The organism is Streptomyces sp. NPDC058773 (assembly GCF_042746015.1).
Lineage (GTDB): Bacteria > Actinomycetota > Actinomycetes > Streptomycetales > Streptomycetaceae > Streptomyces.
In genome coordinates this window covers 87,544-99,633 of record NZ_JBHYPE010000018.1, presented here as the reverse complement: position 1 = coordinate 99,633, position 12,090 = coordinate 87,544, and the positions used below count along the sequence as shown (strand labels likewise).

Genomic DNA, 12,090 nt, shown 5'->3' with positions numbered 1-12,090 from the left:
TCGCACCGGCCTCACGCGCTGAGGCGTCGGCGCCAGCGTGGATGCGGACGGGCACAGGGGCGGATGTGCGGAGGGTGGGCGTCCGCACGGCGGCGGCGGTCGTTGCAGAGCAGGCACTTCCCGTAGCCCGGCGGAAGAGGATCTTCCGGGTCGCCGTACAACGGGTCGACCGCACCGTGCGGATGCAGGGCGCAGCCGGTCGGGCCGGTCTCCGCGCCCAGTGAACTGGCGGCGGTGAGCGCTTGTCGGAGGACGTCGACGAGCTGGTCCGCGTCGCGCCGGGTGGGGGCGGACTGCAGGGCCGAGGCAAGGTCGGAGGCGGTGGTCAGCGCGGTCTGGAGTTCGCGCAGGTTTGCGTAACCCATGTCCCGGAGCGTAGGCGGACCCACTGACAGTTGATCTTCCGATCGCACTTCGCGGCTTCCCATGGCGGGATGCATGCCCGCTCGGACCCACGATTTAGCACCGGGACGGTGACGGTCCCCTGGCCGGGCCATGACATGACGGGGTGGGCTCGGCGCGAGGCCGCTGCTCCCCCCACCCCCGAACCCACCCTCTCCCCCTCCCCCGAAGGGGGAGAGGGGGAGGGGGCGGGGGAGAGCTTTCGAGGCCGCGCCCCGCACGCTCAAGGCCGCGCCCCGCACCCCTCACAGCGCGGTCCGCCCCGCGAGCACCCCTCCGGGGGCTGCTCTCAGGGAGCGATCGGCAGTGCCCGCTTGTGCTCCGTGAGGCGGTAGCGGCGGACGATGGCTTCGGCGGCCGCGGCGTCGACCGGCTCGCCCTCCAGGAAGTCGTCGATCTGGTCGTAGCTCACCCCGAGCGCGTCCTCGTCCGGCTTGCCCGGGTCGAGCGTCTCCAGGTCGGCCGTCGGCACCTTCTGGACCAGCTCCTCCGGCGCGCCCAGCGCCGCCGACACGGCACGTACCCGGCGCTTGGTCAGCCCGGTGAGCGGCACGACATCGGCCGCGCCGTCGCCGAACTTGGTGAAGAAGCCGGAGACCGCCTCGGCCGCGTGGTCGGTGCCCACGACCAGGCCGTCGTGGGCGCCCGCGACCGCGTACTGCGCGATCATGCGCTGCCGGGCCTTGATGTTGCCCTGGACGAAGTCCTGGTGGTGGGCGTCGCGGAAGGTGAGCCCGCCGTCCAGCGCGGCCTGCAGCGCCGCGTCGCTCGCCGGGCGGATGTCGACGGTCAGCTCCCGGTCGGCCCGGATGAACTCCAGCGCCCGCTGGGCGTCCTTCTCGTCCGCCTGGACGCCGTACGGCAGCCGCATCGCGTAGAACGTCGCGTCGTGCCCGGCGGCGCGGGCCCGCTCCACGGCGAGCTGGCAGAGCCGGCCCGTGGTCGTGGAGTCGACGCCGCCGCTGATGCCCAGGACCAGCGAGCGCAGGCCCGTGGAGGTCAGCCGCTCCGTGAGGAACGTCACCCGGCGCTCGATCTCCTGCCCGGCGTCGAAGGACGCGGTCACCTGGAGATCCCGGGCGATCTCCTCCTGCAGGGCCTTGGACGCCGGGTCGGTCACAGCTGCTCCTCGTGGTGTTCTCGTGCCGCGTCGTGCGGTGGCGGTGACGCGCTGTTCCTGTGCCGCGTACGCAGGGTTCCTTTGCTGTACGCAGCGTTCCGGTGCCGCGTACACAGCGTTTCTCCGTCGCGCGCCTGCGGTTTTGCGGCGGCGCGGAAACAGCGTGCCGGTAGGAAACCTTATGCCGGGTGCGCCCACTTCTTGAGGGCGGCCTTGCTGGAGAAGTCCGCGACGTCCTTGTCCAGCGGCCGGTCGGTGTACTGGTGGATGCGCCACTTCGCCTTGATCCGCGGATGCCCGGCGGTGACGTAGTCGGCGATCCACAGGCCGTCGGCCGCGTAGGAGGTGGTGTCGTGGTGCAGCCAGAAATCGCGGTTGCAGTAGAGCATGACGCGGTGCGTGGGACGCAGCCTCTTCACCGCTTTCAGGAACTGGTCCTTCTGTGCATTGCTCGCATAGGTCCCCTCGCCGGTGCGTTCCCAGTCGCAGGCCAGAATGTCGCCCTGGATGGAGGCGCACTTCTCGACGAAGTATTCCGCCTGGGCGGAGATATTCCCCGGCCACAGAAAGTGGTAGAAACCGACCACGCAGCCCGCTTTACGCGCCTTTGACGCCTGTGCGGACTGGTGCGGGTTGATGTAGGAGCGGCCTTCTGTGGCCTTGACGAAAACGAAGTCCAGCCCCGCGGTGGAATACGAGGTGTTGTAGGAGCTGACATCGACACCGTGCAGCATGAGTGGCCTCCTGCCGGTCGGACCTGCGGATTCGAAGCGTCAACTGCTCGAAGCGCGCACTGCGTTGCCGAGTTCCGGGCCTCCGGTGATCGGCATTTTCGTGATCCGGTGCTGTGATCCAGCGATTCTGCGTTCCGTGCGATTCAGTTTCGTTTCCAGCAGTTCAGCATGTTCTCCACCGGAGACGCCAGAGAGAGGACGGGAAGTTCCTTGTACCGCGGTCAAGTTGGGGCCGTTCCGGTCTCACCGGCCGGAACGGCCCGTCAACCGATGGGCGGCCGTTTCAGCGCCGCAGGGCGCGCCGCAGCAGCCGTCGTGCGCGGGCGCGGGCCCGTCCCACGGCGCGCTGCCACGCACGACGGCCGCGCGTCGACCCCAGTTCCCCGAAGAGGAGTTGATAGCGCTCGGCGATCGGCTCCGGGTCGTAGCGGTGCGCACTCTCCCGCGCCCGCTCGGCCATCGCGCGGCGGCGCTCGGGGTCCTCGACCAGGGTGAGCAGGGCAGCGGTCAGCGCCCGGCCGTCGCCGCGCGGCACCAGCAGCCCGTCCGTGCCGTCGTCAATGATCTCGGCCGGGCCCAGCGGGCAGTCGGTGCTGACGACCGGCACCCCGCAGCGCATCGCCTCGACGAGGGTCATGCCGAACGACTCGGCGTCCGAGGCCGAGGCCACGATCGATGCCTTGGCGAACTCCGCCTCGATCGGTGAGCGTGGCCCGGTCAGCTCCGCCTGCCCGCGCAGCCCGAGCCCGTCGATCAGGCTCTGCAGCCCGTCCCGTTCGGCACCGCCGCCGTGTATCCGCAGCCGCCAGTCGGGGTGCTTGGCGGCGACCGCGGAGAACGCCTCTATCAGCAGGTCGAAGCGCTTGCCGCGGACCAGCCGGCCGGCCGCCGCGATCACCTTCGAGGTGCCCTCGGAGGGCGGTCCGTCCGGCGCCGGCACGATGTTGGGCACCGCCAGGACCCGTACGCCGGGCAGCGGCATCCGTGCGCGGTAGACCGCGGCGTCCGCCTCGGTGGTGGTGACCACGGCGTCCAGCGTCCGGTAGTGGCGGGCGAGTTCGGCGCGGAGCCGTTTGCCGTGGGCGTCGTGCCGCAGATGTTCCTGGGCGATCCGCAGCGCGCGGCGGGGACCGAACCGGGCCAGGTAGACATTGATGCCGGGCCGGGTGCCGATCAGCACGTCCGCGTCGGTGGTGCGCAGCAGCTCCGCGGCGCGCACGTCGACCAGCCGGCTGTACTGGTGGTGCCGCTTCTCGGAGGCCGGGAAGTCCTGCGCGGGCTCCGAGAACAGCGGATCGGCCATGTCCTCGCTGCCGACCCGGGTGTCCACCAGCGGCACCAGCCGCACCCGCGGGTCCACGGTGAAGCGCGGGACCTCGCGGTGCCGCAGCATCGACACGATCTCGACGTCGTGCCGGTCGGCGAGCGCGGCGGCGAGGTTGAGGGTGGTGCGGACGGTGCCGCCGATGGCATAGGCGTTGTGCAGCAGGAGGGTGATCTTCATGCGGTGTGGTGTCTTCCCCGAGGTGTGCCAGTCATTCCGACCGGCCGGTACCCGCGGCCGGTCGGCGCGACCGGCCCGTCCGGCACGGGAGTCACCGTGGCGGCACGGGGTAAGCCGATGGCGTGGCCGGGGTGAGAGACCGGTAAAAGCCGGGGTGAGAGCCGGGTAAGAAAGCCGCCCGCCGCACCGGCCGCCGGTCATTGCGCCGCCGCGGCCTTGGCAGACTTGCCGGGTGACCCACTCCGTACTGCTCGCCGAGGACGACCGCCCCATCCGCACCGCGCTGGAGCGTGCGCTGACCCTGGAGGGATACCGGGTCACCGCCGTCGCCGACGGCATCCAGGCGCTGGCCGCCGCGCACCGCGAGCGGCCGGATGTGATCCTGCTGGACGTGATGATGCCGGGGATCGACGGGCTCCAGGTGTGCCAGGTGCTGCGGGCCGAGCAGGACCGCACCCCGATCCTGATGCTGACCGCCCGGGTCGAGACCGCCGACCGGATCGCCGGTCTGGACGCCGGGGCCGACGACTACGTGGTCAAGCCGTTCGAGGTCGAGGAGGTCTTCGCCCGGCTGCGGGCCCTGCTGCGGCGGACGACGGCCGGCCCGGCCGGGGCGGAGGACGGTGCGGGTGCGGCGGCCGGTCCCGACGCGGCCGAGGAGCCCGGCGGGACGGGCGGGGCCGCCGAAGCGGGCGGGGCGTACGAGTCCCGGGTGGCGGACAGCGGTGTCGTCGAGGCCGCGGATCTGCGGATCGACGGCCCCTCGCGCCGTGCCTGGCGCGGCGAGCGGGAGCTGGAGCTGACCCGGACCGAGTTCGAGCTGCTGGAGCTGCTGGCCCGGAACGCCGGGATCGTGCTGGACCACTCGACGATCTACGACCGGATCTGGGGCTACGACTTCGGGCCGGGCTCGAAGAACCTCGCCGTGTACGTGGGCTATCTGCGGCGCAAGGTCGATGTCCCGGGCAGCCGCCCGCTGATCCACACGGTGCGTGGCGTCGGCTACGTACTCCGGGAGGACTGAGATGTCCGGGCCGCGCGACCGCACCGGGACCGGGCCCCGCGCCGGGCGCCCCCTCCGGGCCCGGTTGCGGGCCCGGCTGCGCTCCTGGCGGCGCGGCGGTTCGGCGGCCTGGCTGCGCACCCGCCGGCCCGCCAGTCTGCGCACCGCCTTCGCGGTGGCGTTCGCCGCCGGGGCCGCCGCGGTGACCGTCCTCGTCGGATTCCTCAGCTACGACGCCGCGGCCCGGCTGGTACGGGTCGATGAGAAGTCGGTGTTCTCGCAGGTCGTACGGGATCTGCGGGTCCAGGTCCAGGAGACGCCGTTCAAGCCCGGCGACTATGCGACCTCCGACCCCGACCACGACGGGCCGCGCGACGAACTCACCCGGCCGTCCCGGACCGATGTGCAGATCCTGGGCGCCGGCGGCCGGATCGTGGAGACCGGGAGCCCGGTGCTCCCGGCAGGTGCCGCGGAGCGCCGGATCGCCGCCGACGAACGGGCCGGCCAGTACGCGGAGCGGGAGGCGGACATCGGCGACGAGGAGTACCACGTCGCCACCGTCGCGCTCGGCGGGGGCCGCGGGGCGGTGCAGGTCGCCCAGAAGTTCAGCGAGACCGAGGACCTGCTCTCCGCGCTCCAGCAGCGCACCGCCCTGCTGGCCGCCGCGGTCATCACGCTGGCCGGAGCGGGCGGCTGGTGGCTGGCGCGCCGGATCACCGGCCGGCTGGTGCGGCTGACCGCGGTCGCCGAGAGCGTGGCGGAGCACGGGCGGCTGGACGTCCCGGTCCCGGTGGCCGGCCGCGACGAGGTGGCCCGGCTCGGGCGGGCCTTCGACGACATGCTCGGCCGGCTGGCCAGCGCGGTCCAGGACCAGCAGCGCCTCGTCCAGGACGCCGGCCACGAGCTGCGCACCCCGCTGACCTCGCTCCGTACGAACATCTCGCTGCTGAAGCGGTTCGACGAACTGCCGCCGGACGCCCGCGAGGAGCTGCTGGCCGACCTGGCGGGCGAGGCCCGCGAACTCAGCGATCTGGTCAACGAGCTGGTGGACCTGGCCGCCGGACAGCGCGATGACGACCCGCTCGCCGAGGTGGGGCTGGCCGAGGTCGCGGAGAAGGCGGCCGCCTCGGCCCGCCGCCGCACCGGCCGCGAGATCACCGTACGGACCGTGCGCCCGGCGGTGGTCGAGGGCCGGCCCGCGGCGCTGCACCGTGCGCTCACGAATCTGCTGGAGAACGCCGCCAAGTTCGACGCGGGCGGCACGGAGCCGATCGAGGTCGTGGTCACCGGCGCCCGGGTCGAGGTCCTGGACCGCGGCCCCGGCATCGCGGACGCCGACCTCACCCGCGTCTTCGACCGCTTCTACCGCGCCGCTGCCGCCCGCGGCCTCCCCGGCTCCGGCCTCGGCCTCGCCATCGTCCGCGAAATCGCCACCGCCCATGGTGGCCACGCCTTCGCCACCCACCGCTCCGGCGGCGGCGCCACCCTGGGCTTCACGGTCAGCACGGGGACGGGGTCGGGGTCGGGGTCGGGAACGGGGAAGGGCCGGGGAACGGGGGCGGGTGCCGGCGACGGTGCGAGGTCGGCGGATACGGCGTAGACGGGGGCTGGTTGAGCGGTTCACCGCAGCGCGCGACGCGGACCGGTCCGGGCAGCGGGGCTGTCCCGGCGCCCGCACCGCGCCGGACGGGCGCCGGCTCCCGGCAGCAGGCCGGGCCCCGGAACCGACCCCGTCAGCGCGTCACCTCGCCCTGGGCCACTTCCACCGTCGTGTGCAGGTCGGCCGCGGCGTCCAGAGCGGACGCGGCGGAGAAGGTGACACAGGCGAGCAGGGCCACGGCGATCAGTCGGCGGCCGGCGGAGCCGGGGCGTATCGGGGGGTGGCCGGGCATCGGCTCGGGCGTCAGCAGGGCGGCGACCCGGCGGGGGACCGGGCCGGTGGTCGCGGCGAGGACGGTGCCGGGGCGGTGCGGCCCCGCAGCGGACGGGGCGGCGGCCAGTGCGGCGCGGCCGATGGCACGGGCCGTGACCCGGCGGTCGCCCACCCGGGACGCGGCCGCCTCATCTGCCCAGCGCTCCAGCGCGTACGCCAGAGGGGCGCGCAGGGAGCGGAGCAGGGGATGGCAGGCCGCGGCCAGCGCGGCGGTGAGCGCGAACAGATGGTGGCGGCCCGCGAGATGGGCGCGCTCATGGGCGAACAGCGCCTCCCGCTCGTCCGGGGAGAGTGCCCGCAGCATCCCGGCGGTGACCACCACCCGGCCCGGCCGGCCCGGCAGCGCATAGGCGTCGGGCGCGGGGTCCGGGAGGACGCACAGATCGCCGGCCGGGGCGTGGGCGTCGGTGGCCCGGCGGGCGGTGCGCAGCTCGGCGCGGTGGCGGCGGGCGCGGTGCACAACGGTCGCCGCGCACGCGGCGAGCGTTGCGGCGGCGGCCCAGGCCGCGGGCACCGTCACGGCGGGATCGCCGCCGAGCAGCGGCGGGGAGAGATGGCCCAGGGCCGCGACCGGGGGCAGCCGGAGGGCCCCGGCGGCCAGCAGCAGAGCGAGCGCGGCGGCCGTACAGGCGGCCAGCGCGACGGCGCAGCCGGTGAGCAGCCAGGCCGCGGCCCGCGGCGGCAGCGACCCCGCCAGCCGGCGGGCGGCCGGCACCGCGAGCAGCGGCATCAGCAGGGGAATCCAAACGGCGAGGATCACGGTCCGGTCCCGGGTCCGGACCGCGGTCCCCGCGGCTCCTCGGGGGCGCCGTCCCCGGCCCCCTCCAGGAGGGCCCGCAGCAACTGCTCGTCCTCACTGGTCAGCTGGGAGACGAAGCGGGCGAGCGCGGTGCCGCGGTCATCCTGCTTGTCCAGCTCACTGCGCATCCGCCGGGCGGTCAGCCCCGCGGAGTCCTGTATGGGCGAGTACGCGAAGCCGCGGCCCGCCCGGGAGCGGGACACCGCCCCCTTGTCGTGCAGCCGGCTGAGGATCGTGGTGACGGTGGTGCGCGCGAGCCGACCGCCCAGCGCGCTCTGCACCCCGGCGGGGCTCAGCGGGCCCTCGGCCGCCCAGAGCGCCGCGAGCACGCTCGCCTCCAGCTCGCCGGCCGGGCGTCGCTGCACGGGTGATGTCTCCGACATGGAACGCCCCCACCTCTTCGTCGTCTACAGTGCCGTAGACCGTCTACGTAACTGTAGTCGGTCGGGCCGGTCGCACGGCAGGCCCGCAACCCATTATGGGAGGGGCCGCCGACATGCCCGTGGCCACCGCATCTACGCAGGTGACAGGGGTCGCACGGGCCGTGCGCGGCGGCGGCTCTCCGCCCCGTGGCCGTCGGCCCGCCGACGCCGTGGCCGGTCTCCCCGCCACCGTCCGGCTCCGCACCGTCGCCCAGCCCCCGCCCACTCGCCCTACGACTCGCACCGCCACCCAACTCCCCGCGACCCCACCGCGTCCCCTGGAGCCCGCGCCGTGACGCCGCCGGGGCCGGAACCGGAACCGGGGCCGGCGGAAGAGGAACCACGGCCGGAAGCGCAGCCGTTCAGGCGGCACCCCGGCGCGGACCGCCGTCCCGGCACCGCCGCGCTCCTCACCTTCGCCGCGGTCTGCGCGATGCTCTTCGCCGCCGCGGCCGTCACCGTGTCCGTACGGCACGGCGCCCCGTTCGCCACCGAAGAGGCCGCCGTTCGCTGGTCCGCCGCGCACCGCGGGGAGCCGTCACGTTCCCTGACCCGCGTGCTGACCGCCACCGGCAGCGGCCCGGTCCCGTACGCGATGGCGGTGCTCGCCGGTCTGCTGGCCGGGCGCCGGGTGCGGGGGCGGCTGCGCGCGGTGGGCTGGGCCGTCCTCGTCCTCGCCGCCGGCCAGGCGATCCGCTACGGCCTGATGGAGCTGCTCGCCCGCCCCCGCCCGCCGGTCGCCGACTGGGCCGGGCCCGCCACCGGGTACGCGTTCCCCTCCGGCCACGCCACCACCTCGGCGCTCGCGGCCGGCATCCTGGCCTGGGGCATCGCCCGACGCGCCCGCCCCGCCGTGGCCCGCACCTGGTGCGCGGTGCTCGCCCTCTGGGCCGCCGGAGTCGGGCTCACCCGCGTCTACTTGGGCGTGCACTGGCCCGGCGACGTCCTCGGCGGCTGGTTCCTGGCGGCCGGACTGCTCGCCCTCGCGCTCCTGTTGGAGCCGTTCGCCCTCCGCCGCCGCGACGGCTCCTGACGGCCGCTCCCGCGCCGCCCCGCCGGGCTCGCGGGCGGCCCGTACCGTCCATTCCCATGAATAGCTGACGATCGGACCAGGTCTTCCCCAAGGCCGCATGGACGCGTCCCGCACCGAGCAGCACTGTCCTGGGCACCGGGACGGCAAGGCAATCCCGCCACGGCGCCGCCCACGAACACGTACCACCGCACCCCCAGAACCCACCACGGCACCAGGAGCACCCACCACCGCACCGCCGGCACGCACCACCGCACCACCAGGGGGAACACACCGATGAACCAGCCGCTCAACACTCCGCCACCTCGCCGGGTCCCCCCGGCCCCGACCGGTCTCGGCGGGTCCGCAGAGCCCGCCGGGCCCACCGGGCCCGCCGTACCCCACAGCCGCTGCCCGGCCGCCGCCGCCAAGGACCCCACACCGTGTGAGGGGCCGCGGGACGCCGCCACCATCGTCGACCGCCATGGCCGGGAGGCGGCCGGCTGTGTCCACCACTGCGCCCGCCTGCTGGCCGGCCTCGAAGGCGCCCGGGTCCACCCCTTCGTCCCCGCGCCACAGGCCCTGGACATCTACTCCCGGGCCCGCGAACTGCCGCCCTTCGCCTGGGAGATCGGCAGATAGTGTCCCAAGTCGCCCGATCGCCCTGCCGTAACGGTACGGTGCCCATCACTGCCACCACCAACAACGGCACGGTGCATCACACGCAGGAACACCAGCCCCTCGCCGGCCCTCTGACCAGGCGTTAGCCGAACGTAAGCGAAGCGTCAGCGGCGTACGCTTGAGTAACATCATCCGACGGGGGCCGCCGGGGCTGCGCCCCGGCCCCTTCAAGTTTGAATGCAACGAGGAGCAACCGTGAACCGCACCTACACCGCCCGCATCCGACGTGTCGCGCTCACCGCGGCTGCCGGGGTGGCGCTCGCGGCGAGCCTCACCGCCTGTGGCCCGGATGACGCGGAGGGCGCGGGCTCGGGCGGCGGTTCCGCGGCGTCCGCCGGGGCCGATGCGCCGTCGGCGAGCGGTGCGCCCGACGCCGGCTCCGGCAGCGGCAAGTCGGCCGGATCGTCCTCGAACGGGGGCGCGTCGGCGCAGGAGAGTGCGTCCGCCTCGGGCGGCAAGTCGGCACCGTCCGGCGACAAGAAGGGCTACGGGCAGGCCTGCGGGGCCAACGACCTGAAGTTCTCGGCCCGTTCCGAGACTCAGGCCGGCGGCTACATCCTGCTGTCCGCCCGCGCCAAGCCCGGCATCACCTGCACGATTCCCAGCGCGCTCCCCTCGATCTCCTTCGGCTCCAAGGGCATTGAGGCGGGCCCCGCCGAGCAGTCGGTCGGTCCGGCCGTCAAGCTCAGCGGTGCCAAGACCGTCTACGCCGGGGTCAACCCCAAGACCACCAACGGCGACAACGGCGTCGAGTTCACGTCCCTGATCGTGGCCATCGGCGGGTCCGACCCGAACCCGGCGAGTGTCTCCACCGGCGCCGTCACCATCGACCGGCCCATCGTCACCAACTGGCACACCGCTCCCGGCGACGCCGTTCCCGGCGACGGCACGGACAACTGACCCAGCTGTCACAGAGGACACAGCCGAGACAGCCGAGACAGCTGACAGTCCTCAAAGGCGACGGCCCCGGCACGGCGAACCCGCCGGCCGGGGCCTGCCAAGTCGCCTCAGCACTCGATGATGTTGACCGCGAGCCCGCCCCGCGCCGTCTCCTTGTACTTGACGTTCATGCTGGCGCCAGCCGCGATCAGGTCCTTGACCTGCGGGTTCAGGGTCATTTTCTTGATCCACTCGGCTGCCGGGGACTTCTCGGGGACAATCCGCGGTTGATCTTGCTCCAGCCATGCGTCCATCGCGGCCAGGCCGCGCCGGCCGGCGCCGGGCATGAAGTGAGCGTAGTGGTCGAGTGTGATCTTCGGCGAGGAGTGTCCCAGCCATGTGGACAGGCTGACGATCGACTCGCCGGCCTCCAGCTGCACGCTGGCGTAGGTGTGCCGCAGGACATGGAACATGTCCTCGCGCTGTGCCGCGTAGACGGGAGTCCGCCGGATCCGGCCGCCGTCCCGGCGGACCTTCTCGCCCACGGCCGTGATGAGACCGGCCGCTGCCAGGGCCGGCTTCCAGCTCCGGTCGTTCCATGTCCGGTAATAGATGCGGTTGCCATGCGACGTCGTGAGCACCAGCTGCACGGTGATCGGCTTCCGCTGCCGGGCCTCCAGGGCGTTGGTCGGGGGCTCCGGGTTCCGCCATGGCAAGGTACATGGGGTGGACGGGAAACGCCGGAAGTGGTCACGCGCTCGAGCAGCGAGGTTGGGGGACAGAGGCACCTCCCGAGTCTTGCCTCCCTTCGGCAGACAGAAGTACGGCCGGCCCTTGCTGTCCCACCGGAGCTGACGCCGAATGCGTACGACGCCCGCCTCGAAGTCGAAGTCCTCTTCGGCCAGGCCGAAGGCTTCGCCTTGGCGCAGACCGAGGCCGAGCCCGAGGTCGACGGCGAACTCGTAGCGGTCCTGGAGGTGGAGGCGGACGGCGTCGACGACCGCCCGTGTCCAGGCCTTCGCCTTCTTCTCTGTACGCCGTGGAGCCTTGACGCTTTTGTGGACCTTGATGGGGTTTCGCAGCAGTCGCTGGTCGTCGACGGCGCTGTAGAGGATGGACGAAAGGTGGCCCCAGATCACCTCGGCCGTCGAGCCCTCGACCCGGGCCAGCAACTCGGCGGCGAACGAGCGCAGCGCGGAGGCATCGATCTCCCGGAGGGCGAAGTCGCCCAGGATCGGGATGATGTGGTTCCAGATGCGGCTGCGCATGGGATCCGCAGTCGACGGCTCGTCCGTCCGGCTCGGCCACCAGTGATCGACGATGTAGTCGGCGAGGGAGATCTCGCCGTCGCGCGGGTCGACGAACTCGCCCCGCTTGGTGTCGGTGTTCGCGGTGGCGAGCCACTGCTTGGCGTCCTCGCTGGTGTCGAAGGCACGGTCCTGGACGCCAGGAATCCCCTTCACGCGGTAGCGCTTGCCCTGCCCATAGCGCGCAGTCCGCTCCCTTTTGCCGGTTCGCTTGTCCGGCCGCTTCTTGAGCCAGCGGTCTTCTATGTAACCGGCCACTCTTGAGGTCCTCCTGAGGTGCGTCGATCTTCAGCACGA

12 protein-coding genes are annotated in these 12,090 nt (G+C 73.2%); 5 read left to right on the top strand and 7 right to left on the bottom strand.

The window, feature by feature from the left end:
* Positions 1–11: 11 nt before the first annotated feature.
* The 4 genes from ACFW5B_RS18170 to ACFW5B_RS18155 all read right to left on the bottom strand — a co-directional run bounded on the left by ACFW5B_RS18170 (position 12) and on the right by ACFW5B_RS18155 (position 3,760).
* Complete coding sequence (locus tag ACFW5B_RS18170) at positions 12–365, bottom strand: hypothetical protein (RefSeq protein ID WP_386440054.1); 354 nt, start codon at positions 363–365, stop codon at positions 12–14.
* Between the two features lie 326 nt (positions 366–691).
* Positions 692–1,522 carry an ammonia-dependent NAD(+) synthetase gene (gene nadE / locus ACFW5B_RS18165; RefSeq protein WP_386440052.1) on the bottom strand — a complete coding sequence of 277 codons (831 nt, stop codon included), beginning with the start codon at positions 1,520–1,522 and terminating at the stop codon, positions 692–694.
* A gap of 179 nt (positions 1,523–1,701) precedes the next feature.
* The gene (locus tag ACFW5B_RS18160) at positions 1,702–2,256 is read right to left on the bottom strand and encodes a GH25 family lysozyme (protein ID WP_386440050.1); all 555 of its coding nucleotides are present in this window, start codon (positions 2,254–2,256) and stop codon (positions 1,702–1,704) included.
* 283 nt (positions 2,257–2,539) lie between these two features.
* Positions 2,540–3,760: a glycosyltransferase family 4 protein gene (locus ACFW5B_RS18155; RefSeq protein WP_386440048.1), complete on the bottom strand. Its 1,221-nt coding sequence runs from the start codon at positions 3,758–3,760 to the stop codon at positions 2,540–2,542.
* A gap of 232 nt (positions 3,761–3,992) precedes the next feature.
* Between ACFW5B_RS18155 and ACFW5B_RS18150 the strand changes: the two genes are divergently transcribed.
* Together ACFW5B_RS18150 and ACFW5B_RS18145 are read left to right on the top strand one after the other, a co-directional pair.
* Positions 3,993–4,784, top strand: a complete 792-nt coding sequence (locus ACFW5B_RS18150; protein WP_386440046.1) for a response regulator transcription factor — start codon at positions 3,993–3,995, stop codon at positions 4,782–4,784.
* A gap of 1 nt (position 4,785) precedes the next feature.
* Positions 4,786–6,363 carry an ATP-binding protein gene (locus ACFW5B_RS18145; protein ID WP_386440044.1) on the top strand — a complete coding sequence of 526 codons (1,578 nt, stop codon included), beginning with the start codon at positions 4,786–4,788 and terminating at the stop codon, positions 6,361–6,363.
* A 133-nt stretch (positions 6,364–6,496) separates the two neighbouring features.
* Here ACFW5B_RS18145 and ACFW5B_RS18140 read toward each other — a convergent pair whose 3' ends face one another.
* Together ACFW5B_RS18140 and ACFW5B_RS18135 are read right to left on the bottom strand one after the other, a co-directional pair.
* The gene (locus ACFW5B_RS18140) at positions 6,497–7,456 is read right to left on the bottom strand and encodes a M56 family metallopeptidase (protein ID WP_386440041.1); all 960 of its coding nucleotides are present in this window, start codon (positions 7,454–7,456) and stop codon (positions 6,497–6,499) included.
* Positions 7,453–7,878 carry a BlaI/MecI/CopY family transcriptional regulator gene (locus tag ACFW5B_RS18135; RefSeq protein WP_386440039.1) on the bottom strand — a complete coding sequence of 142 codons (426 nt, stop codon included), beginning with the start codon at positions 7,876–7,878 and terminating at the stop codon, positions 7,453–7,455. Before ACFW5B_RS18135 ends, ACFW5B_RS18140 begins: the two co-directional genes overlap by 4 nt.
* A gap of 331 nt (positions 7,879–8,209) precedes the next feature.
* On the opposite strand from ACFW5B_RS18135, the gene ACFW5B_RS18130 reads away from it, so the two are divergent.
* The 3 genes from ACFW5B_RS18130 to ACFW5B_RS18120 all read left to right on the top strand — a co-directional run bounded on the left by ACFW5B_RS18130 (position 8,210) and on the right by ACFW5B_RS18120 (position 10,507).
* On the top strand, positions 8,210–8,950 hold the full coding sequence (locus ACFW5B_RS18130; protein WP_386440038.1) for a phosphatase PAP2 family protein: 741 nt from the start codon (positions 8,210–8,212) through the stop codon (positions 8,948–8,950).
* Between the two features lie 273 nt (positions 8,951–9,223).
* On the top strand, positions 9,224–9,568 hold the full coding sequence (locus ACFW5B_RS18125) for a hypothetical protein (RefSeq protein WP_386440036.1): 345 nt from the start codon (positions 9,224–9,226) through the stop codon (positions 9,566–9,568).
* Positions 9,569–9,802: 234 nt separating this feature from the next.
* Positions 9,803–10,507, top strand: coding sequence for a hypothetical protein (locus ACFW5B_RS18120; protein WP_386440034.1), 705 nt, complete (start codon positions 9,803–9,805; stop codon positions 10,505–10,507).
* 107 nt (positions 10,508–10,614) lie between these two features.
* Here the strand turns inward: ACFW5B_RS18120 and ACFW5B_RS18115 are convergent, their stop codons facing one another.
* Positions 10,615–12,051 carry a tyrosine-type recombinase/integrase gene (locus tag ACFW5B_RS18115; RefSeq protein WP_386440032.1) on the bottom strand — a complete coding sequence of 479 codons (1,437 nt, stop codon included), beginning with the start codon at positions 12,049–12,051 and terminating at the stop codon, positions 10,615–10,617.
* Between the last annotated feature and the right edge of the window lie 39 nt (positions 12,052–12,090).

Bases quoted from the DNA above. Each gene is read 5' to 3' on its own strand.
- ACFW5B_RS18170 (WP_386440054.1), bottom strand. From the start codon at position 365: ATGGGTTACGCAAACCTGCGCGAACTCCAGACCGCGCTGACCACCGCC.
- ACFW5B_RS18135 (WP_386440039.1), bottom strand. From the start codon at position 7,878: ATGTCGGAGACATCACCCGTGCAGCGACGCCCGGCCGGCGAGCTGGAG.
- ACFW5B_RS18145 (WP_386440044.1), top strand. From the start codon at position 4,786: ATGTCCGGGCCGCGCGACCGCACCGGGACCGGGCCCCGCGCCGGGCGC.
- ACFW5B_RS18155 (WP_386440048.1), bottom strand. From the start codon at position 3,760: ATGAAGATCACCCTCCTGCTGCACAACGCCTATGCCATCGGCGGCACC.
- ACFW5B_RS18125 (WP_386440036.1), top strand. From the start codon at position 9,224: ATGAACCAGCCGCTCAACACTCCGCCACCTCGCCGGGTCCCCCCGGCC.
- ACFW5B_RS18160 (WP_386440050.1), bottom strand. From the start codon at position 2,256: ATGCTGCACGGTGTCGATGTCAGCTCCTACAACACCTCGTATTCCACC.